This window comes from Bacillus sp. V3-13 (genome assembly GCF_002860165.1).
Taxonomy (GTDB): domain Bacteria; phylum Bacillota; class Bacilli; order Bacillales; family Cytobacillaceae; genus Bacillus_BJ.
The window spans coordinates 72398-94676 of sequence record NZ_PGUZ01000042.1 but is presented as its reverse complement, the minus strand read 5'-3'; the positions used below and the strand labels follow the sequence as shown (position 1 = coordinate 94676).

General features: G+C 46.1%; 21 protein-coding genes. 18 read left to right on the top strand and 3 right to left on the bottom strand.

Annotated features, from left to right (window positions below; all coding sequences use genetic code 11):
- The first annotated feature begins 36 nt into the window (after positions 1–36).
- Positions 37–780: a glycerophosphodiester phosphodiesterase gene (locus tag CU633_RS15835; RefSeq protein WP_101661559.1), complete on the top strand. Its 744-nt coding sequence runs from the start codon at positions 37–39 to the stop codon at positions 778–780.
- A 56-nt stretch (positions 781–836) separates the two neighbouring features.
- On the opposite strand, the gene CU633_RS15830 is transcribed toward CU633_RS15835, so the two are convergent.
- Positions 837–1115, bottom strand: a complete 279-nt coding sequence (locus tag CU633_RS15830; protein WP_101661558.1) for a DUF2627 domain-containing protein — start codon at positions 1113–1115, stop codon at positions 837–839.
- Positions 1116–1268: 153 nt separating this feature from the next.
- Here CU633_RS15830 and CU633_RS15825 point away from each other — a divergent pair, with 153 nt between their 5' ends.
- The 8 genes from CU633_RS15825 to CU633_RS15790 all read left to right on the top strand — a co-directional run bounded on the left by CU633_RS15825 (position 1269) and on the right by CU633_RS15790 (position 11599).
- Positions 1269–3341 carry a sigma-54 interaction domain-containing protein gene (locus CU633_RS15825; RefSeq protein ID WP_101661557.1) on the top strand — a complete coding sequence of 691 codons (2073 nt, stop codon included), beginning with the start codon at positions 1269–1271 and terminating at the stop codon, positions 3339–3341.
- Positions 3342–3475: 134 nt separating this feature from the next.
- The gene (yqiS, locus tag CU633_RS15820) at positions 3476–4381 is read left to right on the top strand and encodes a phosphate butyryltransferase (RefSeq protein ID WP_101661556.1); all 906 of its coding nucleotides are present in this window, start codon (positions 3476–3478) and stop codon (positions 4379–4381) included.
- A gap of 28 nt (positions 4382–4409) precedes the next feature.
- Positions 4410–5507 (top strand): branched-chain amino acid dehydrogenase, encoded by a 1098-nt coding sequence (gene bcd / locus CU633_RS15815; protein ID WP_101661555.1) that lies wholly within the window; start codon positions 4410–4412, stop codon positions 5505–5507.
- 188 nt (positions 5508–5695) lie between these two features.
- Positions 5696–6805 carry a butyrate kinase gene (gene buk, locus CU633_RS15810; RefSeq protein WP_101661628.1) on the top strand — a complete coding sequence of 370 codons (1110 nt, stop codon included), beginning with the start codon at positions 5696–5698 and terminating at the stop codon, positions 6803–6805.
- A gap of 13 nt (positions 6806–6818) precedes the next feature.
- The gene (lpdA, locus tag CU633_RS15805) at positions 6819–8240 is read left to right on the top strand and encodes a dihydrolipoyl dehydrogenase (protein ID WP_101661554.1); all 1422 of its coding nucleotides are present in this window, start codon (positions 6819–6821) and stop codon (positions 8238–8240) included.
- Between the two features lie 44 nt (positions 8241–8284).
- The gene (locus CU633_RS15800; RefSeq protein ID WP_101661553.1) at positions 8285–9280 is read left to right on the top strand and encodes a thiamine pyrophosphate-dependent dehydrogenase E1 component subunit alpha; all 996 of its coding nucleotides are present in this window, start codon (positions 8285–8287) and stop codon (positions 9278–9280) included.
- Positions 9281–9293: 13 nt separating this feature from the next.
- Positions 9294–10277, top strand: a complete 984-nt coding sequence (locus CU633_RS15795; RefSeq protein WP_101661552.1) for an alpha-ketoacid dehydrogenase subunit beta — start codon at positions 9294–9296, stop codon at positions 10275–10277.
- Positions 10278–10297: 20 nt separating this feature from the next.
- Entirely contained in the window at positions 10298–11599 is a 1302-nt protein-coding gene (locus tag CU633_RS15790) for a dihydrolipoamide acetyltransferase family protein (protein ID WP_101661551.1), read from the top strand.
- Between the two features lie 60 nt (positions 11600–11659).
- Here the strand turns inward: CU633_RS15790 and CU633_RS15785 are convergent, their stop codons facing one another.
- Positions 11660–11845, bottom strand: coding sequence for a hypothetical protein (locus tag CU633_RS15785; protein ID WP_101661550.1), 186 nt, complete (start codon positions 11843–11845; stop codon positions 11660–11662).
- A gap of 211 nt (positions 11846–12056) precedes the next feature.
- On the opposite strand from CU633_RS15785, the gene CU633_RS15780 reads away from it, so the two are divergent.
- The 9 genes from CU633_RS15780 to CU633_RS15740 all read left to right on the top strand — a co-directional run bounded on the left by CU633_RS15780 (position 12057) and on the right by CU633_RS15740 (position 22108).
- Complete coding sequence (locus CU633_RS15780; protein WP_257958877.1) at positions 12057–13943, top strand: methylmalonyl-CoA mutase subunit beta; 1887 nt, start codon at positions 12057–12059, stop codon at positions 13941–13943.
- Positions 13943–16138 (top strand): methylmalonyl-CoA mutase, encoded by a 2196-nt coding sequence (scpA, locus tag CU633_RS15775; RefSeq protein WP_101661549.1) that lies wholly within the window; start codon positions 13943–13945, stop codon positions 16136–16138. Before CU633_RS15780 ends, scpA begins: the two co-directional genes overlap by 1 nt.
- On the top strand, positions 16139–17263 hold the full coding sequence (gene meaB, locus CU633_RS15770) for a methylmalonyl Co-A mutase-associated GTPase MeaB (RefSeq protein WP_101661548.1): 1125 nt from the start codon (positions 16139–16141) through the stop codon (positions 17261–17263). It abuts the gene before it with no gap.
- Between the two features lie 257 nt (positions 17264–17520).
- A complete protein-coding gene (locus CU633_RS15765) occupies positions 17521–17958 on the top strand; it encodes a BrxA/BrxB family bacilliredoxin (RefSeq protein WP_101661547.1) in 438 nt (145 codons plus the stop codon).
- 278 nt (positions 17959–18236) lie between these two features.
- Complete coding sequence (locus CU633_RS15760; RefSeq protein ID WP_101661546.1) at positions 18237–19028, top strand: transporter substrate-binding domain-containing protein; 792 nt, start codon at positions 18237–18239, stop codon at positions 19026–19028.
- Between the two features lie 94 nt (positions 19029–19122).
- On the top strand, positions 19123–19782 hold the full coding sequence (locus tag CU633_RS15755; RefSeq protein ID WP_101661545.1) for an amino acid ABC transporter permease: 660 nt from the start codon (positions 19123–19125) through the stop codon (positions 19780–19782).
- On the top strand, positions 19775–20497 hold the full coding sequence (locus CU633_RS15750; protein ID WP_101661544.1) for an amino acid ABC transporter ATP-binding protein: 723 nt from the start codon (positions 19775–19777) through the stop codon (positions 20495–20497). Before CU633_RS15755 ends, CU633_RS15750 begins: the two co-directional genes overlap by 8 nt.
- Positions 20498–20571: 74 nt before the next feature.
- A complete protein-coding gene (locus CU633_RS15745; protein WP_101661543.1) occupies positions 20572–21570 on the top strand; it encodes an aromatic acid exporter family protein in 999 nt (332 codons plus the stop codon).
- A gap of 25 nt (positions 21571–21595) precedes the next feature.
- Entirely contained in the window at positions 21596–22108 is a 513-nt protein-coding gene (locus CU633_RS15740) for a L,D-transpeptidase (RefSeq protein ID WP_101661542.1), read from the top strand.
- Positions 22109–22147: 39 nt separating this feature from the next.
- On the opposite strand, the gene prli42 is transcribed toward CU633_RS15740, so the two are convergent.
- Positions 22148–22243 (bottom strand): stressosome-associated protein Prli42, encoded by a 96-nt coding sequence (prli42, locus tag CU633_RS22930; protein ID WP_180954994.1) that lies wholly within the window; start codon positions 22241–22243, stop codon positions 22148–22150.
- Between the last annotated feature and the right edge of the window lie 36 nt (positions 22244–22279).

Sequence of the window (22279 nt, the reverse complement as noted above, 5' to 3'; positions counted from 1 at the left end):
TAATATATCCTCCAATCATGAAAGGTGAGTGAATGTATGACACAGATTTTTGCCCATCGCGGCTATTCGGCATTGTTTCCGGAAAACACGATGACCGCATTTTATGAAGCAGACAAAGCCGGTGCGGACGGAATTGAAATTGACGTGCAGCTCACAAAAGACGGGGAAGCAGTGATCATCCACGATGAACGGGTTGACGGGCATACGGATGGGCAAGGCTTCGTAAAGGACTTCACCTATGCTGAGATCCGCAAGCTCAATGCCGCTTTTTCACAAAAAAAATTCTCAGGCAAAGAAAGGATTCCTTCTTTGCGAGAACTGCTGGAATGGTTGACTGCGAATCAGCTTATTTGCAACATCGAATTGAAAAACGGCCTTATCCCATATCCAGGTATGGAAGAGAAGGTGATTGAGCTCGTCCACAGCTTCGGGCTGTCAAGCCGGATGATTATTTCTTCTTTTAATCATTATAGCATTGTTCACAGTTATCGGCTCGCCCCGGAAATAGAGATTGCACCTCTTTATTCTGCCGGATTATATATGCCCTGGGTTTATGCGCAGTCGATCAAGGCTAAGGGAATTCACCCCAAACTGGCAGCCGCTCCTGACGCAATCATAAAGGAAAGCATTGAAAATGGAATCGCTGTAAGGCCATATACCGTCAATAAAGAAGCAGATATGAAACGGCTTTTCAAGGCAGGATGCTCGGCGTTTTTTACCGATGAACCTGTCAAGGCATGCAAAATTAAAGATGAGTTGCAGAAAAATAATGACCTTTAAAAATAGCATGTTATAAACAGAAAAGAGCTTTGTCACATTTTAAACAAAGCTCTTTCTTATTTCTTTCGATTGTGTTCGGCGCTTGCTTTTATTCGCGAATTTTCTTTTCGAAATTTTTGCTGCACTTTATTTCTTTTTCGGTCCCTATGTAAAATAAAACCTGCAACAAAGCCAAGACCTGCCAGAAAAAACAGCAATCCTGCCAAAAATTGCAGCCACAAAAACGGAAATGGCTCCTGCAAAATCCCAAATACCATATCCCTCATTAGCTTTATTCCAACCGCCGCAATGACGCCGGGAATCAACATAATGATTAACGCGATGATCCTGCTCATAGACATCCCTTCACTTCTTGTCCTCTAACGAAAATCATAAATCATCCATCGAATTTGTCAAGGTAAACTGTTCAAGGTACAATGAATATGAAAAAAGTTGCAAACCAAGCCTGAAAATTATTTCTTGATTTCGTCGTGAAGAAAGGGGTACATATGCAGACTGCGATGATTGTCGGCGCGGGAAAAGGCGGTACAGCCATTTTAAAAATTTTAAAGGAAACGGCTATTCTCGATGTAAAGGCTGTAATTGATATAGATCCGGCTGCACCTGGACTTCGCTTTGCAAAAGAGGAAGGCATCATCACTGATTCTGATTGGAAACCGTATATTTCCGAAAATATTGATGTGATTATCGAAGTGACCGGAAGTGATCAAGTGTTTACGGCGCTCCGCGATGCCCGCGGCAAGAATACGTTATTGATTCCCGGCAGTGTAGCCTTCTTGCTGGCAAGGCTGCTCGAAGAAAAAGAACAGCTTGTCGAGACATTCCGAAATGAGACTTATAAACATGATCTTATTTTTAATTCAACCGAAGATGGCATGGTTGTCATCGATACAGACGAAAATGTCATCCTTTTTAACAAAAGTGCTGAGAAAATTACCGGGGTCAGCCGTGAATTTGCTCTCGGCAGGCATATCCATGAAGTGATTGCCTCAAGTGAGCTGCCGAGGGTTTTACATACAAGAAGAATCGAAGCAAACCGGAAGCTTCTCTTAAAAAACGGTGCAAAAATTATCGCGACACGGATTCCAATCATCGATGAAAAAGAGCAGCTGATCGGCGCATTTTCTGTTTTTCAGGATATTACCGAAGTCGTAAACCTCGCTGAAGAGATTACGAATTTAAAAGAGATTCAGACGATGCTCGAAGCGATCATTCATTCCAGTGATGATGCCATATCAGTTGTTGATGAAGCAGGCAGGGGCATACTCATTAATCCGGCGTATACAAGGATCACCGGCCTGAGCGAGGATGAGGTAATCGGCCAGCCTGCAACCGCAGATATTTCTGAAGGTGAAAGCATCCATATGAAAGTCCTGCAAACCCGCAGAGCCGTCAGGGGCGCTTCAATGCGGGTCGGTCCGAACAAGAAGGAAGTAGTAGTCAATGTAGCGCCGATTATTGTAAACGGAAAGCTGAAAGGGAGTGTCGGTGTCATTCACGATATGTCCGAAATCCAAAGCTTGAACCGCGAGCTGAATCGGGCGAGGCAGATCATTCGGACGCTTGAGGCAAAATATTCTTTTGCGGATATCATTGGTGAGTCAGATGAAATGAAGCTGGCTGTAGAACAGGCAAAGCTCGGTGCAAAAACACCTGCCACTGTTCTGTTGCGCGGCGAGTCGGGAACAGGGAAGGAACTGTTTGCCCACGCCATCCATAACGCCAGTGATCGAAAATATAATAAATTTATTCGCGTAAATTGTGCCGCATTATCTGAATCCCTTCTTGAAAGTGAACTGTTTGGGTACGAAGAGGGTGCCTTTTCAGGTGCGAAAAGGGGAGGTAAACGAGGTTTTTTTGAAGACGCGAATAACGGCAGCATTTTCCTCGATGAAATCGGCGAGCTATCGGCCAATACCCAGGCAAAGCTATTAAGGGTTTTGCAAGAGAAAGAGATCACGCGGGTCGGCGGCACAAAGTCGATTCCCATTAATGTAAGAATTATCGCCGCCACAAACGTAAATTTGGAAAAAGGCATTGCGAACGGAACTTTTCGGGAAGACTTATACTACCGCCTGAACCGGATGCCGATTCATATTCCGCCATTAAGGCGGAGGAAGGGTGACATTCCTTCCTTATGCGAACGGCTGATTCATAAAATCAATCAGGATTACGGACGAAATGTAGAATCGATTTCTGTTGACGCGATGAACTGTTTAATGAGCTATGACTGGCCCGGAAATGTCAGGGAGCTTGAAAACATTCTCGGGCGGGCAATCATATTTATGCATTATACAGAACAAGAAATAGATATATCCCATCTGCCGGAGTTAAAGGGAAAATTCAATGAAACAAATGAGCTCCCTGTCTTAAAAGATTCTTTTCTACAAGCAGGAACTTTAAATGAACGCATGGAGCAGTATGAAAAGAAGCTTATTGAACAAGCATTGGAGCTTGCCAATGGCAATAAAACGCTGGCGGCAAAGACGCTCGGAATATCCGTAAGGAATTTGTATTACAAGCTGGATCGGTACGATCTTGCAATTGATAGCACGCAATAATTTTCATACCATGAAATTTTTTTCGCACTTTATTTTAGCGGATAAAATGTTTTATAAGCTTTTAAAGTTGGCACACTTCTTGCATTAAAATGAGTAAGGGTACAGCTTTAGGAATGAAGGGGTTGAGATAGTAGATGGAGTTGGATTCACTTCTCACAAAAGCAAGCCGGATTGAAGATCAAACGGTCGCAGTTGCTGCGGCAGAAGATGAACAGGTGATTGAAGCGGTTGTGGGAGCAATTGAACGAAATCTCGCCAGTTTTCTGTTGTTTGGGGATAAAGAAGAAATTGTGTCGATTTTGCATAAAATAGACCCCGGTGCAGTCAAAAGTAGTAAAATAAAGATCGTTCATGCGCGTTCAAAAGCAATTGCCGCCGAAAATGCGGTTAAAGCCGTAAAGCTTAATGAAGCCAATGTACTAATGAAAGGCAATGTGCCGACAGCAACGATCCTCAAAGCGGTTTTGAATAAGGAATATGGTTTGACGACGGGAAGTGTTCTCTCACATGTCGCTGTCTTTGAAGTGCCGGGCTATGAACGATTTGCCATTATTACCGACACCGGAATGAATATCGCGCCTGATCTTCAGCAAAAAGCGGACATCATCAAAAATGCCGTTGAAATCGCCAGGCAAATCGGGATTGACACACCGAAGGTTGCTCCGCTTGCTGCACTGGAGACAGTTAATCCTGCCATGCAAGCGACGCTGGATGCGGCTGCTTTAACGGTGATGAACAAGCGTGGCCAAATTGCCGGCTGTATTGTTGATGGGCCGCTGGCTTTGGATAACGCCATTTCCATGTTTGCTGCAGAGCACAAAGGAATAAGCGGGCAGGTTGCCGGACAAGCCGATATTTTGTTGGTCCCGACAATTGAAGCTGGAAATATCCTGTACAAATCGCTTATTTATTTCGCAAAAGCAAAAGTCGGTGCTGTTATTGCGGGCGCCAAAGCTCCAATTGTTTTAACCTCAAGAACTGATTCAGCTGAAAGCAAGCTTTATTCTCTTGCTCTCGCTCTCTGTTCTGCTTCTAAATAGATTTTTTGACCTGAGGGAGGAAGTATTAATGGAAATTTTCAAGTACTTGGAACAATATGATTACGAGCAACTGGTATTCTGCCAGGATAAGCAGTCCGGGTTAAAAGCAATCATCGCCATCCACGATACGACGTTAGGCCCTGCTTTAGGCGGAACAAGAATGTGGACTTATGATTCGGAGGAAGCGGCGATCGAGGATGCACTCCGCCTTGCCCGCGGCATGACCTATAAAAATGCAGCTGCAGGATTAAATCTTGGCGGCGGGAAAACGGTTATTATTGGTGACCCCCGCAAAGATAAAAATGAAGAAATGTTCCGGGCCTTTGGCCGCTATATCCAGGGCTTAAATGGGCGCTACATTACAGCGGAGGATGTTGGCACAACCGTGGCCGACATGGACTTGATTCATGAAGAAACGGATTATGTAACGGGAATTTCGCCTGCTTTTGGTTCATCAGGGAACCCTTCACCGGTTACAGCTTACGGAGTATACCGCGGAATGAAGGCAGCCGCCAAAGAAGCTTTCGGGACGGATTCTTTGGAGGGGAAAGTTGTCGCTGTCCAGGGAGTTGGAAATGTTGCCTATACTCTTTGCCGCCACCTTCATGAAGAAGGCGCCCAATTAATTGTCACCGATATCAATAAAGAAGCAGTTCAGCGTGCCGTTGAGGAATTCGGCGCCAAAGCGGTTGATATTAATGATATTTACAGTGTGGAATGCGATATTTATGCTCCTTGCGCTTTAGGTGCAGTAATTAATGATGATACGATCCCGAAAATTAAAGCAAAAGTAATTGCCGGGGCAGCAAACAACCAACTCAAGGATACCCGCCACGGCGATATTATTCACGAAATGGGAATCGTCTATGCGCCTGATTATGTGATTAATGCCGGCGGCGTCATAAATGTCGCTGATGAGCTTTACGGATATAACCATGAAAGAGCCATGAAAAAAGTGGAAATGATCTATAATAATATCGAGAAAGTGATCGAAATTGCGAAACGGGATGGAATTCCAACCTATAAAGCGGCGGATCGGATGGCGGAAGAACGCATCAGCAGAATGCAGAATTCCCGCAGCCAATTCCTGCAAAACGGCCACCACATCCTGAGCCGCAGAAGCTAGACAAAGAAAAGCGGAAGCGCCGCGCGGAGGCAATTTTTTGAAGCCCGGCCGGTCTCGGCCATTTAAGAAAAAGGAGATTGAACGCTGAATATTTCATTCAGCGTCTTTCCCTTTTTGCGGACGCACCTTAAATAAGAATAAGAGTAATGACAGAAGGCTGCCTATTCTTATAATGGGAGGTTTAGATGTTGCAAGAAAAGGAATACCGAATTCTCGTAATCAACCCGGGCTCGACATCCACAAAGATTGGTGTTTTCGATAATGAAATATCGGTTTTCGAAAAAACGATTCGCCATGAAGCAGACGTGATTAATTTATACGATAGCACGATTGATCAATATCAGTTTCGCAAAAATACGATCCTGGAAACACTTGATATCGAGGGAATTAACATTTCGAAGCTGAGTGCCGTTTGCGGGCGCGGGGGCTTGCTCAGGCCGATTGAAGGTGGTACATACGCTGTAAATGAACAGATGCTTTCCGATTTAAGGGCAGGGTATGCCGGGCAGCATGCCTCAAATTTGGGCGGTATTCTCGCTTTTGAAATTGCGGGCGGGCTCAATATCCCTTCCTATATTGTCGATCCGGTAGTCGTCGATGAGCTTGAACCGATCGCGCGAATCTCAGGCATGTCTTTAATCGAGAGAAAAAGCATTTTTCATGCGCTTAACCAGAAAGCCGTTGCCCGCCGGGTGGCGAAAGAATTGGGCAGAACATACGAAACTTTGAATTTAGTTGTTGCCCATATGGGCGGCGGCATTACCGTTGGTGTCCACAGACAGGGAAGGGTTATCGACGTTAACAATGGCCTCCATGGAGACGGGCCATTCAGTCCTGAACGGGCCGGAACCGTTCCGGCTGGAGATTTAGTGGCACTTTGCTACTCAGGTGATTATTATCGTGAGGAAATGATGAAAAAAATAGTCGGCCAGGGAGGGCTTGTCGGTTATCTCGGAACCAGTGATGCAGTCAAAGTGGAGCAAATGATCGAAAAAGGCAATAAACAGGCAGAGCTGGTATACTCGGCGATGGCCTACCAGGTGGCAAAAGAAATCGGTTCAGCAAGCGCAGTCCTTGCCGGAAAAGTCGATGCGGTTATTTTAACCGGCGGTCTTGCTTATGGAAAAGGCTTTGTCAAACAAATCAGCGACAGAATCAACTGGATCGCAGATGTCATCGTCCATCCAGGTGAAAATGAACTTCAAGCATTGGCTGAAGGAGCATTGCGTGTGCTTCGCGGTGAAGAGGATGTAAAAGCATATCCTGGCGGTACGAAAAATAAAGCGAGCGTCCAATAAGGAGGAGAGCAATTTGGCTCAAGAGTACGATTTAGTGATTCTCGGCGGCGGAACTGGTGGCTATGTAGCAGCGATACGCGCTTCGCAGCTCGGTTTGAAAACGGCGATAGTTGAAAAAGGGAAGTTGGGCGGGACATGCCTGCATAAAGGCTGCATCCCGAGCAAGGCTTTACTCAGAAGCGCAGAGGTTTTTGCGACAGCCAGGCGCGGGGAAGAATTCGGCGTCATGACCAGTGAAGTGACCGTCAATTTTGCGAAGGTTCAGGAACGAAAAAACAAAATCGTCGATACTCTCCATAAAGGTGTCCAGCAGTTAATGAAAAAAGGGAAAATTGATGTGTATGAAGGGATCGGCCGGATTTTGGGACCGTCGATCTTTTCACCGATGCCTGGAACGATTTCGGTAGAATTGAATAACGGCAGTGAAAACGAAATGCTTATCCCGAAAAACGTCATTGTTGCGACAGGTTCCCGTCCCCGAACGCTTCCGGGGCTGGAAGCTGACGGCAAGTTGGTCCTGACTTCGGATGAAGCACTTGTGATGGAGTCGCTTCCGGAATCGATCATCATTGTTGGCGGCGGAGTGATCGGGATTGAATGGGCTTCGATGCTTTCCGACTTTGGCACAGAAGTAACGGTGATTGAGTATGCAGACCGGATTATCCCGACGGAAGACAAAGAAATCTCAAAAGAGATGCAGCGTTTGATGAAGAAGAAGGGCGTCAAGATTGTTACAAGTGCGAAAGTTCTTCCGGAAACGATCCAAAAAGGTGAAAATGTTACGATTTCCGCAGAAGTGAAAGGCGGGCAAAAAGAATTCACTGCAGATAAACTGCTTGTTTCTGTCGGCCGCCAGGCAAATGTAGAAGGAATCGGCTTGGAGAATACAGATATCCAATTGGAAAAAGGTTTTATTTCGGTAAACGAGTATTTCCAAACGAAGGAATCTCATATTTATGCAATCGGTGATGTCATTGGCGGCCTCCAGCTCGCCCATGTAGCCTCACATGAAGGTATTGTTGCTGTTGAGCATATCGCTGGCGAAAATCCGGCACCGATCGATTACAGCCTCATCTCTAAATGTATTTACAGTAATCCGGAGGTTGCAAGCGTCGGTTTTACAGAAGAAGAGGCAATCGAAAAAGGGCACACTGTCAAAGTTGGTAAATTCTTGTTTCGGGCAATCGGCAAGGCGTTGGTGTTTGGTGAAGCTGACGGGTTTGTCAAAATTGTTGCCGATCAAGTATCAAACGATATTCTTGGCGTTCATATGATTGGCCCCCATGTGACAGATATGATTTCCGAAGCAGGCCTTGCCCGTGTGCTTGATGCAACCCCGTGGGAGATCGGGCATACGATTCATCCACACCCGACCCTTTCCGAAGCAATCGGAGAAGCTGCGCTTGCTGTTGATGGCAAAGCAATTCATGGCTGATAATAGTTGGATTTTGTTACATATAAATTTCAGGAGGTAAAAAAATGGCTGAAAATCGTCATAAAGACTTGGGCTTAAGCGATGAGAAAGTATTGGAAATGTATGAAACGATGCTTTTGGCACGCCGAATCGACGAGCGCATGTGGCTTCTGAACCGCGCGGGAAAAATTCCATTCGTGATTTCGTGTCAGGGCCAGGAGGCAGCCCAAGTAGGAGCTGCATTTGCCCTTGATCGCGAGAAGGATTATGTTTTGCCGTATTATCGCGATATGGGTGTTGTGTTAACGTTCGGAATGACTGCAAAAGAACTGATGCTGTCAGGATTTGCGAAAGCGGAGGATCCAAACTCGGGCGGCCGGCAAATGCCGGGGCATTTCGGGCAAAAGAAAAACCGGATTGTGACTGGATCCTCTCCGGTGACAACGCAAGTTCCCCATGCCGTCGGTGTCGCGCTGGCCGGCAGGATGTCAGGAGAAAATCTTGTCACCTTTGTCACCTTTGGAGAAGGATCGTCCAACCAGGGAGATTTCCATGAAGGTGCGAACTTTGCCGGCGTTCATAAGCTTCCCGTTATCTTTATGTGCGAAAACAACAAGTATGCCATTTCCGTACCGATTGAAAAGCAGCTCGCTTGCGAAAATGTTTCTGATCGGGCCATCGGTTATGGCATGCCGGGAGTTACCGTTGACGGAAATGATCCGCTTGAAGTTTACAAGGCTGTAAAAGAAGCTGCGGACCGGGGACGACGCGGTGAAGGGCCTACCCTTGTTGAAACGATTTCCTACCGCCTTACACCGCACTCCTCAGATGATGATGACCGCAGTTACCGGGCTCCTGATGAAGTGGCTGAAGCGAAATCAAAGGACCCAATCATCACGTTTGGTGTTTATTTAAAGGAAACAGGCGTTTTAAATGACGAGCTTGAACTGGAAATCAATGAGCGGGTGATGAAGCTCGTAAATGAAGCAACCGACTATGCCGAAAATGCACCATATCCAGAGCCGGAACAGGCTTTAAGATATGTTTATGCTGAGCAGTAAGGGGGGAACGAACATGGCAGTAATTTCTTATATAGATGCAGTTACAATGGCGATTCGTGAAGAAATGGAGCGGGATTCGAAAGTATTTGTCCTTGGTGAGGACGTTGGGAAAAAAGGCGGCGTCTTTAAAGCGACCCAGGGGCTTTATGATCAATTTGGCGAAGAGCGTGTCATTGACACACCCCTGGCTGAATCAGCGATCGCCGGGGTCGGAATTGGTGCAGCGATGTACGGAATGAGGCCGGTTGCGGAAATGCAATTCGCTGATTTTATTTTGCCCGCTGTCAATCAAATCATTTCCGAAGCAGCGAAAATCCGCTACCGGTCCAACAATGATTGGAGCTGCCCAATCGTGATACGGGCTCCTTATGGCGGCGGTGTCCATGGCGCACTCTACCATTCGCAATCAGTTGAAGCCGTTTTTGCCAACCAGCCAGGCCTGAAAATTGTCATGCCTTCCACTCCATATGATGTGAAGGGTTTGCTGAAGGCAGCAATCCGTGACGAAGATCCTGTCCTGTTCTTTGAGCATAAACGCGCTTACCGGTTGATTAAAGGCGAAGTACCGGAAGATGATTACACATTGCCGATCGGCAAAGCAGATGTCAAGCGTGAAGGTGAAGATATTACCGTAATCACTTATGGTTTATGTGTCCATTTTGCCCTTCAGGCTGCGGAAAGGCTCGCGAAAGACGGCATTTCCGCCCATATTTTAGACTTGAGAACCGTCTATCCATTAGATAAAGAAGCGATTATCGAGGCTGCTTCAAAAACAGGCAAAGTATTGCTGTTAACGGAGGACAACAAAGAAGGCAGCATCATCAGTGAAGTATCGGCGATTATTGCCGAAAATTGTTTGTTTGACCTTGATGCCCCGATTATGCGGTTGGCAGGTCCGGATGTTCCAGCGATGCCTTATTCTCCAACAATGGAAAAATATTTTATGGTCAACCCTGATAAAGTTGAAAAAGCAATGCGTGAGCTGGCAGAATTCTAAAGTTAAAAGGAGGGTTACCTTTGGCTATTGAACAAATTAAAATGCCCCAGCTTGGAGAAAGTGTGACGGAAGGTACGATCAGCAAATGGCTTGTTTCCGCAGGGGATAAAGTGAATAAGTACGATCCGCTTGCCGAAGTCATGACCGATAAAGTAAATGCGGAAGTGCCATCCTCTTTTAGCGGTGTGATCAAGGAGCTGATTGCTGAAGAAGGAGATACACTCTCGGTCGGCGAGATCATTTGTACGATCGAGGTCGACGGCGGGAAAATAGATGTAGTACAGGAACAAGCAGGGACGCAGGCAGAGGCGATCACCGCTCCAGCAGCCGAAGGCAATAAAGCGCGTTATTCACCTGCTGTCCTGAAGTTATCCCAGGAGCATAACATTGACCTTTCGCAGGTACATGGAACAGGTGCAGGAGGAAGGATTACCCGGAAGGATTTAATGAAAATCATTGAATCCGGAAACATTCCAACAGCAGGAGCTCCTGTTCAGCAAGCAAAAGAGCAGGAAACAGCGGCCTCTGCTTCTTCTGCACGTATGAACGAAACCGCCGCGCCGGCAGGAAATGAACGAGCCGATGCCCTGGCAACAAGCATGAAGCCGCCTGTTTCCAGTGGCGATATCGAGATCCCGGTTACAGGAGTGCGGAAAGCGATAGCGGCTAATATGCTGCGCAGCAAGCATGAAGCTCCGCATGCATGGACGATGATCGAAGTAGATGCAACGAATCTTGTTGAATTCCGCAATGCTGTCAAAGATGATTTTAAGAAAAAAGAAGGCTTCAACTTAACCTTTTTCGCTTTCTTTGTCAAAGCTGCAGCCCAGGCCCTGAAAGAATTTCCGCAAATTAATTCGATGTGGGCCGGCGACAAGATCATCCAAAAAAAGGATATTAATATTTCGATTGCGGTAGCAACCGATGATGCTTTATTCGTTCCGGTAATCAAACATGCCGATGAAAAAACAATTAAAGGCATTGCCCGCGAAATTTCCGAGCTTGCCGGGAAAGCCCGGGCCGGTAAACTAACAACAGCTGACATGCAAGGCGGCACGTTTACAGTAAACAATAGCGGTTCGTTCGGTTCCGTTCAATCGATGGGGATCATCAACTATCCCCAGGCTGCGATCCTGCAGGTTGAATCGATTGTCAAGCGCCCGGTTATAATGAACAACAGCATGATAGCTGTTCGCGATATCGTAAATCTCTGTATGTCGCTTGACCACCGCGTTCTCGACGGATTGATTTGCGGCCGCTTCCTGCAGCGCGTCAAGGAAATCATCGAAAATACATCAAAGGAAAACACAGCTATATTTTAAAAAATAAAGCCGCTGCCCACGCAGCGGTTTTCATATTATATCGAACCATAAACAATCGATTTACTTTATACGGCTGTCCAGCCGAACGAGCATTTCGCTGAGCGCCAATGTAATGACCTCACGCTCGCCGTAATCAATGATTTCTGTGGAGGTGTACCCAAAAGAATAAGCTCTTTCGGCCAACTTTTCTTTAATTTGTTTGCACATCCATTTGTGATAGTCAGAAAGCTCCATATGTGTTTGCACAAACGTCACTCCTTTAATGGTATTATCCCCGCTTGATTGCCGTGTCAAACCCATTTTATGGGGGGGCTATTGGAAAAATAGTGTCAGTTTAAAGGGCTGCTTCGATTGCCAGTTTTTCATATGTATACTAAAATAATGATGAACCGCTTATAATTTTAGAATTTTAATACAATTTGCCCTGCTACCGGGAAGGAGGGGAAAGCTGTCCAGCTTGGACAGCACAGTGATGATTAATGAAATGAAAAATAAGCGTTTTTCCGGCGTTACAATGGAAGAATGGCAACGAAAAGCTGAACAATCACTAAAAGGGAAAACGGTCGATTCCCTGGCAACGAATACATATGAATCGATTGTTTTGAAACCGCTTTACTCACGGGAGGAAGGGAGCGGAAGCGAATCACAGTATCCCGGCCAGCCGGACTTCCGCAGGGGGATCAATCCGCTTGCAATTGTCGCAAATGGCTGGCATATTGCACAAAAAATCACTTATACAGATGAAACCGATTTAAGAAAAAAGCTGGAGGATTCACTGAAAAAAGGCCAGTCGGCTGTTTCATTTGACATCAGTGAACATCTTGACAAAAATCTTCCCTTCATTTTGGAAGGGATCTATGACCGATATCCTTTCAGTATTGATGCTAAAGACAGACAAAGCCATTTTCTAAATGCACTGCTCCATTTGTCCGACAGCCGAAATGATAGCGTCACCGGTTTTGTTGGCATGGATCCGGTCGCCGTTCTGTTGGAAAGAGGGGGATTGCCGGTCAAACTGGAAATCGTTTATAAAAACTGGGCTGAACTGATCGAAAAAACCGATGAAAAGCTGCCAAATTTGAAAACCGTATTAGTTGATACCATCCCTGTCCACAATGGCGGCGGAAATGCGGTTCAAGAACTGGCAGTTGCGCTCGCAACCGGCAGCTATCATATTCAGCAGCTCCTGGAAAACGGCATGGATCTGGAGAAAATATTGGAGAAGATCGTGTTTAAAGTGGCGGTTGGCGCCAACTTTTTTATGGAGGTGGCCAAGCTGCGGGCAGCGAGGCTGCTCTGGTTGAAAGTCGCCGAAGCGTTTGGGGCAGGGCCTGGATCGGGAAAAGCGGTTATCGCGGCGGAAACGTCCGCGTTTACCAAAACAGTATATGATCCGCATGTGAATATGCTGAGGAGCGGAAATGAGGCATTCGCTGCTGTGCTGGGCGGTGTCCAGTACCTTCATGTCAGTCCATATAATGACCCTGAAGGAAGCCCAAATCCGCTTGCAGAAAGGATTGCCCGCAATACCCAGCTCCTCTTGAAAGAAGAAGCATATTTGAATAAAGTCGCCGATCCTGCCGGCGGATCATGGTATATTGAACAATTGACAGACGAGCTGGCCAAAAAAGCGTGGGAAATGTTTTTAGAAATTGACGAGAAAAACGGGATTGCCGACGTTCTCCGCTCCGGCTGGCTCCAGGAAAAAGTCGCTGAGGTGAACCGGCAGAGGAACGAAGATATCTTCACACGAAAGCAGAGCATCATCGGCACCAATGTGTACGCCAATTTGCAGGACGTTCCCCTTCGCCCCAAACATGAGGATGAATTGCCAAGCCGCGAAGGCAACCGGGCAGCCGATACGATTACCCCGATAAAGAAGTCGCGTTTAGCAGTGCCATATGAAGAGTTGCGAATGAGAGCAGGAAAAATAGAAGCAGAAAAAGGCATAAAGCCTGCAGTAGGATTGATCTGCCTTGGAGCGCTGAAGGAATATAAGGGAAGAGCCGATTTTGCCGCCGGATTTGCAGCAGCGGCAGGGGTCGATTCGAACAGGAGCAAACCGATCGATTCCATTGATGATGTTTTTTCATTCATAGAAGAAACGGGTTTAGGCCATTATTGCCTGTGCGGCAGCAATGAAAGATACAGCTCTGAAGGAATCGAGACAGCCCGGCTTCTGAAAAGCAGATATCCGAAAATAAAGCTTTATCTAGCGGGTTTGCCCGACGGGACAGAACAAGACGGATGGCGAAGAGCCGGCATCGATGAATTTATTCATATGCGAAGCAACTGCTATGCTACGCTTTCTTCGATGCTGGAAGAAATGGAGGCCAATGACTAATGAAGCATAAGCCTGATTTCAAAAGTGTGAAGCTTTTTGGCGATCAGCCTGCCCTTGATCCGGATGCCTGGAAAAAAGCAGCCGGGGCGGAGATTCGCGGCTCCATAGATGACCTTTTATTTGAGACGAACGAGCAGATAAAACTTAAGCCGCTCTATACTTCTGAAGATCTGAAAAACATGGAACATCTCGATGACAAACCCGGATTTCCCCCGTACACAAGAGGGCCATATCCGACGATGTATGTGAACAGGCCCTGGACAGTGCGCCAGTATGCCGGGTTTTCCACTGCGGAGGAAAGCAATGCCTTTTATCGCCGCAATTTGGAAATGGGTCAAAAGGGACTGTCTGTTGCTTTTGATCTTGCCACCCACCGCGGCTATGATTCCGACCATGCCCGCGTCGTCGGAGACGTTGGGAAAGCGGGTGTTGCGGTCGATTCAATTGTTGATATGAAGACGCTTTTTGATGGAATACCGCTTGACCAAATGTCGGTATCAATGACGATGAACGGGGCCGTCCTGCCGATTCTTGCATTCTTTATCGTTACGGCAGAGGAGCAGGGAGTCAGCCAGGAGAAGCTGTCGGGTACAATACAAAACGATATTCTCAAAGAGTATATGGTCCGCAACACGTATATTTACCCGCCGGAAATGTCGATGAAAATCATTGCCGATATTTTTGAATACACCGCGAAATACATGCCGAAATTCAATAGCATCAGTATCTCGGGCTATCATATGCAGGAAGCTGGAGCGCCTGCCGATATTGAACTGGCCTACACACTGGCAGACGGTCTCGAGTACGTAAGAACTGGATTAAAGGCCGGAATCGATATTGATTCATTTGCGCCAAGGTTATCATTTTTTTGGGCCGTTGGCATGAATTACTTTATGGAAGTCGCGAAAATGCGGGCCGCCCGTTTCATTTGGGCAAAAATGATGAAGAGCTTTGAACCGGGAAATGCTAAATCAATGGCGCTCCGCACCCATTCGCAAACATCGGGATGGAGTCTCACCGAGCAGGATCCTTTTAATAATGTCACGCGGACGTTGATCGAAGCGCATGCGGCGGCAATGGGCCATACGCAGTCATTGCACACGAATGCCCTTGATGAAGCGATTGCCCTGCCGACTGATTTTTCAGCGAGAATTGCCCGCAACACCCAGCTATATTTGCAAGAGGAAACAGGAATTACGAAAGTGATTGATCCATGGGCGGGCTCTTACTACGTTGAAGCTCTGACAAACGAGCTGATTGAGCGGGCCTGGGTCCATATTGAGGAGATTGAGAATCTCGGAGGAATGGCGAAAGCGATTGAAACCGGGCTGCCGAAGATGAAAATCGAGGAAGCAGCCGCCCGCCGCCAGGCCCGAATCGATTCAGGCAAAGAGGCGATCATCGGCGTAAACCGTTACCGCCTTGAGCAAGAGGAACCGATTGACATACTGGATATTGATAATACCGCCGTCCGTTTAAGGCAGATTGAAAAATTGAAGCAGCTAAAAGCATCAAGAGATGACCATGAAGTGAAGGAAGCTTTAACAGCGCTCACGAAAGCGGCGGAAACGGGAGACGCGAATTTGCTTGAAATGGCCGTCAAGGCGGCAAGGGTGAGAGCAACGCTGGGCGAAATCTCGGATGCAATTGAAGCGGTTGCAAGCCGCCATAAGGCGGTGATCCGGTCAATCAGCGGTGTATACAGCAGCCATTTCTCCAACGAAGAAGAAATTGCCGAAGTGAAAAAAATGACCGATGAATTTCTCGAAAACGAGGGCAGAAGGCCGCGGATTTTGATTGCAAAGATGGGCCAGGATGGCCATGACCGGGGGGCGAAAGTCATTTCGACTGCGTTTGCCGATCTCGGCTTTGACGTTGATATCGGCCCGTTATTCCAGACGCCGGCAGAAACGGCGCTTCAGGCGGTCGAAAATGATGTCCATGTGATCGGGATCAGCTCATTGGCAGCTGGCCATAAAACTTTGCTTCCACAGCTTGTGGAAGAACTCAGGAAGCTTGGCAGGGAAGATATTTTGGTTGTCATTGGCGGAGTCATACCTGCCCAGGACTACCAGTATTTATACGATCATGGTGCTGCGGCCATTTTTGGCCCGGGAACGGTGATTCCTGTCGCTGCCCAAAAAGTAATCAGATCGATTTATGAACGACTCGGGTATGAGGAAGTGGCAAACTAAATGAAGGACGGACAAAAACCCGAATGGAACGACCCGAAACGGCCCGATGATTTTGCCGGTGTGATCAGCAAAGGTGTCGAAGCAGGATCACCCGGAGTCTCCATGAAAAAAAGCGGCCGTTTTCAAAAAAAAATTTCAGCTGATCTTGATGTTGAAACGCTTGCTAAAGGTGTATTGGAAGGTGAGCGGAGCTATCTCGCAAGATCGATTACGCTGATTGAAAGCAATGCGGAACACCATTTTGCCAAAGCGCAGCAGCTCCTGCAGCGATTGCTTCCCCATTCTGGAAATTCGATCCGGATTGGCATTACCGGTGTGCCCGGCGCAGGAAAAAGCACTTTTATTGAAGCGTTTGGCAGTTATTTGTGCGATCAAGGGCTTCATGTTGCTGTTCTTGCTGTCGACCCGAGTTCAAGCTTAAGCGGAGGCAGTATTCTCGGTGATAAGACGAGAATGGAGCTGCTTTCCCGGAACCCGCGCGCATTTATCCGCCCTTCACCATCCGGGGGAAAGCTCGGCGGGGTTCACAGAAAAACAAGGGAAACGATCCTGTTATGTGAAGCTGCCGGCTTTGATGTCATTTTAGTGGAAACGGTCGGCGTCGGCCAAAGCGAAGTAATCGTCAGGGACATGGTCGATTTCTTTATGCTGCTTGTGTTAACTGGCGCAGGTGACGAATTGCAGGGAATGAAAAAGGGAATTATGGAGCTCGCAGATGCAGTCGTTGTCAATAAAGCGGATGGGGCAAATAAACCAATCGCTGAAAAAACAAGGCAAGAGTACAACCGCATTTTGCACTTTCTCCAGCCTGCCACAAAAGGATGGGCAACAGAGGCGCATACTTGCTCCGCTCTTCATCAGGAAGGAATCAGGGAAATGTGGGAGACGATTGAGACATTTAAAGAAAAAACAGAACAGAACGGCTCTTTTGAAGATAGAAGGAGAAGCCAAACGAGAGAATGGCTGCATGCCATGATCGTTGACCAGCTGCAAGCCCTTTTTTTTCACCATCCGGCAATTAAAGCCGAGTTGCCCAAGCTCGAAAACGAAGTGGTCTCCGGCCAGACAACGGTTACGTCGGCGGTCGACAGCTTATTTAAACTATTTTATCGGCACGGCCAATAGTAAAAAAAAAAGCGGATAGCGCCATTATGGCACTATCCATCATCTAGGGAGTTTAGGGGTATGGATCTAGCTGTATTATTTGTATTCCCGTTACAATCAGGGTTAAACTTTTTTATGAATCTTTTTCTCCTTAATTGAAAACAAGGTCGCGAACTTGTTATGATAGTAACATGAAACAATCAGGGCAGAGTTAAGCAAATTATAACCGTTCCAATTCTTTCTCTGCTAAAATTACTTCTAGAAAGGGAGCGATAATCATGAACATCGATTTCAATTTATTTATGAATGACGTTGTCCGCCAGGCCCGCCAGGAAATCGTTGCGGCTGGATATACAGAATTAACTACACCTGAAGAAGTGGAGCAGACGCTTACAAAGGATGGCACAACGCTGGTAATGGTAAATTCCGTGTGCGGATGTGCCGGAGGAATCGCCCGTCCGGCTGCTGCCCACGCGCTTCATTATGATAAGCGCCCTGACCGGCTTGTCACAGTGTTTGCCGGCCAGGACAAGGAAGCCACTGAAAAAGCAAGAAGCTATTTTACAGGATTCCCGCCATCCTCTCCGTCCTTTGCCTTATTAAAAGATGGAAAACTGGTGACGATGATTGAACGCCATGAAATAGAAGGACATGAGCCGATGGCTGTTGTCACTAAGCTGCAGCAAGCCTTCGAACAGCATTGCGATGAAGTATGATGAATGAGCTCCGGGGCACCGGGGCTTTATTTTTTTACAAAAACCCCCGTCATAGCCTCTCCGAGCCACTATTTTTCCAGAATAATAATTTTCCATGTTTAACCGATAATTTATATTTAAAAATGTTATTGCATAAATATAAAAATGTGTTAAAATTCATCTTAGTGAATTTATATAATCTCATAGATTATACTTGAAAATTAATAGATATTCACTATAAAATAAAAGTTAATTACGAAAAATAGTAATTTTCAGACAACATTATAGGAGGAAAACAAATGAAAAAAGCAATCGGATTATTTTTAACAAGCGTATTATTAATCGGTCTGCTTGCCGCATGTGGAACAAGTGAAAAAAGTTCAAGCGGCGGCGAAACCAGTGGGGATAAAAAAGTATTGACAATGGGAACATCGGCTGATTATCCGCCATTCGAATATGTTGACACGGCGAAAGGCGATGATTATATCGGCTTTGACATTGATCTTGCCAATGCCATCGGCGAAGAGCTTGGCTATGAAATCGAAGTGAAGGATATGGATTTTGCCGGGCTGATTGAGGCATTGGAGGGTGGCCAGGTCGATTTCGTCATGGCCGGGATGACGCCAACAGAAGAGCGCAAGAAGAATGTTGACTTTAGCGATATTTACTTTACGGCAGAGCATATGATTGTTTCAAAAAAGGATAGCGGCATTGAAACAATTGAAGATTTAAAAGGAAAGACGGTCGGGGTACAGCTTGGTTCAATCCAGGAAGGAAAAGCCAAAGAAATTGCTGAGCAGGTTGATATTAAAATTGAAAATCGCAATCGTATTCCCGAATTAATCCAGGAAATAAAAGCGGGGCGCTTTGATGCAGCCGTTATTGAAGATGTAGTTGCACAAGGATATTTCAAAAACAATCCGGATTTGACAGGATTTACGTTGAAAGATGATCCTGAAGAAGCAGGTTCCGCGATTGCCTTCCCGAAAGAAAGCGAATTAAAAGAAGAATTTAACAGAGTTTTGAACGAAATGAAAGAAAATGGTGAGCTTGATAAGTTGGTCGGCAAATGGTTCCGCAGTGAAGAATAGTTTTTGAACAACTACAGCGTTCAGAAGGATCACCCTTCTGAACGTTTTTGCCTTCAAGATATGGTATTTATAAGTGAGAGGATTGAGTAACAAAATGAATTTAGATTTTGCACAATTTATCCCCTCCCTGCCCTATATATTTAAAGGGATTGGCGTTACCCTTCAAATCGTCATCATGGCAGGGATTTTAGGCTTTGCATTTGGAATTATTTTAGCCTTATTTAAAATTGGTTCAATAAGAATTCTTGGCTGGATTGCCGATGCATATACTTCGGTCTTTCGCGGTACACCGCTTGTTCTCCAGTTGATGATTATCTACTTCGGTTCACCGCAGCTGCTCGGCTATCAAATTGACGCTTATGTCGCAGCGGTACTGGCTTTTGGATTGAATTCGGCTGCATACATTTCCGAAATCATCCGCGCCGGCATTTTGGCAGTGGACAAGGGTCAGCGGGAAGCGGCGATGGCCCTCGGCGTTCCGTACAAGCGGATGATGTGGGATATCATTTTGCCACAGGCGTTAAAAAACATTTTGCCGGCCTTAATGAACGAATTTATCACTTTAACGAAGGAATCGGCGATTGTGACGACGATTGGGGTATTGGATATTATGAGGCGTTCATACCAGGTTGGCGCCGAAAAATTCTCGTTTTTCGAACCGCTGTTAATTGCCGGGATGATTTATTATGTTATGGTCATGACGTTAACGATTATCGGAAAAGCGATGGAAAGGAGGATGAGGCGCAGTGATTAAAATTGAAAATTTGCATAAATCGTTTGGCAAGCTCGAAGTTTTAAAGGGAATTTCGACAACGATTCATGATGGGGAAGTTGTTGCGATTATCGGGCCATCAGGTTCGGGCAAGTCGACCTTCCTGCGCTGCATGAACAGGCTTGAGGATCCAACCGCGGGCAGAATTTGGATTGGCGAGCATGAAATAACCGATCCGAAAACAAATATCATGAAAGTGCGTGAAAGCGTCGGGATGGTCTTTCAGCATTTTCATCTTTTTCCCCATAAAACAGCCCTGGGAAATTTAACTTACGCCCCGATGAAGGTAAAAGGATCATCGAAGCAGGAAGCTGAACAGAAGGGGCTTGAACTGCTCGCCAAAGTTGGATTGTCCGATAAAGCCCACGAATATCCAAACAGATTATCAGGCGGGCAAAAACAGCGTGTTGCCATTGCCCGCGCTCTTGCCATGGATCCTGAAGTGATGCTGTTTGATGAGCCGACATCAGCGCTTGATCCCGAGATGGTAAAGGAAGTATTGGAGGTCATGAAGTCGCTTGCCCACACGGGAATGACAATGTCGATCGTTACCCATGAAATGGGCTTTGCCCGGGAGGTGGCCGACCGCGTTCTGTTTCTTGACGGCGGCATTCTTGTTGAGGATGCGCCTCCGGCTGATTTTTTCAGTGCGGCCAAAAGCCAGCGTGCCCAGGATTTCTTGCAAAAAATGCTATAAAAGGTTTATCCTTAAGAAAAAGATGGTCAGCTTTGATCATCTTTTTCTCATAAGATATTTAGGAGAAAATTTTGATGAAGAAATTCAGAATTGGCTACCGTACGCTCAAAACCGCATTGGGAACGGCTCTGGCCATTATTTTAGCACAATACGTTGGGCTGCATAATTTTGCTTCTGCCGGAATATTAACGATTTTATGCATTCAAGTCACGAAGAAAAAATCGTTAAGGGCGTCATGGGATCGATTATTGGCATGTCTGGTGGCGATGCTTTATTCGGTGATATTGTTTGAGGGACTCGTTTATCACCCGCTTGTGATTGGTTTGCTGCTGCTCGTTTTTATTCCGACAGCCGTGATGCTGAGAGTCAGCGACGGGATTGTTACGAGCAGCGTCATTATTTTACATATTTATGCAGCAGGCAATGCTACGCGCGAGGTACTGCTGAATGAACTGGGGCTCATCGTCATCGGAATCGGCATTGCATTATTAATGAATCTTTATATGCCAAGTGTCGAAGGCAGGCTCAAAGATTATCAGCGCCAAATCGAAGCACATTTTAAAACGATTTTTAAAGAAATTGTCCGTTATTTGCGCACAAATGAAAGTGATTGGGACGGGCGTGAAATTACGGAAACGGCGAGATTGATCGATGAAGGAAAAGCGCTCGCCTTTCGCGATGTTGAAAACCATTTTTTGCGGGATGAGAACTTTTACTATCAGTATTTTAAAATGAGAGAAAAGCAATTTGAGATTCTCGAAACGGTTCTTCCGACGGTAACGTCGATTTCGCTGCCTGTGAAACAGGGGAAAATGATCGCAGACTTTGTTGAAGAATTGTCAGAGAACATTCATCCGGGAAATACCGCACTCTTTTTTATTGAAAAGCTGATGCGGATGAGGGTAGAATTTGAGCAGATGGAACTGCCGACGACGAGGGAAGAGTTCGAAGCACGGGCTGCCCTCTGGCACTTTTTTAAAGAAATGGAACGATATTTAATTTTAAAAAGTTCATTTACAGGAATAAAATCGAAGCGAAAGGTGCATGAAAAGGCGGAAGCAGAAGCAAACTAGGGGAAATAAATGGGCAGGTGATGAAATGCTGAGGCTGTTATCTGCATTGCTGGTTTTGCTGTCGATTTCCCCGCTCTGGCCGCTTGGCCCCAATCCGCTTCCCGGCGAGCCATTTGTCATCGTTAACAAAAAAACGAACCAGGTTGCTTTAATCGATGATAACCGGGTCCAGACAGTGATCAGTGCGGCTACCGGGAAAAATGAAGATCAGACTCCGGAAGGCTTTTTTACGGTTACTGTTAAAGCGGTTAACCCTTATTACCGGAAAAAAGACATACCAGGCGGGCATCCTGAAAACCCGCTCGGAACAAGATGGATCGGCTTTGATGCCGAAGATACGGATGGGCGCATATACGGAATCCACGGAACAAATGATCCTTCCTCAATCGGAAAATATATTTCACAAGGGTGTATCCGTCTGCAAAACGAGGCAGTCGAATCACTTTACGATTATATACCTGTCGGCACACGCATTCTCGTAACTTCGACGGGAAAAAGCTTTGAACAATTAGGGACCGAATATGGCGCGCTGGAATAAAAAGGACTGTTCAATTTTTGAACAGTCCTTTTCCGTCTTCTATAAAAACATCGTTAATCCCATCATCAATGTCGATGCGAGCATGATAAAAATCATTAAGTAAACTACTATTTTTCTTGCTTTTCGATTTGACAATCATATCTCCTCCTAAACTGAAATCTGGTCCTTATC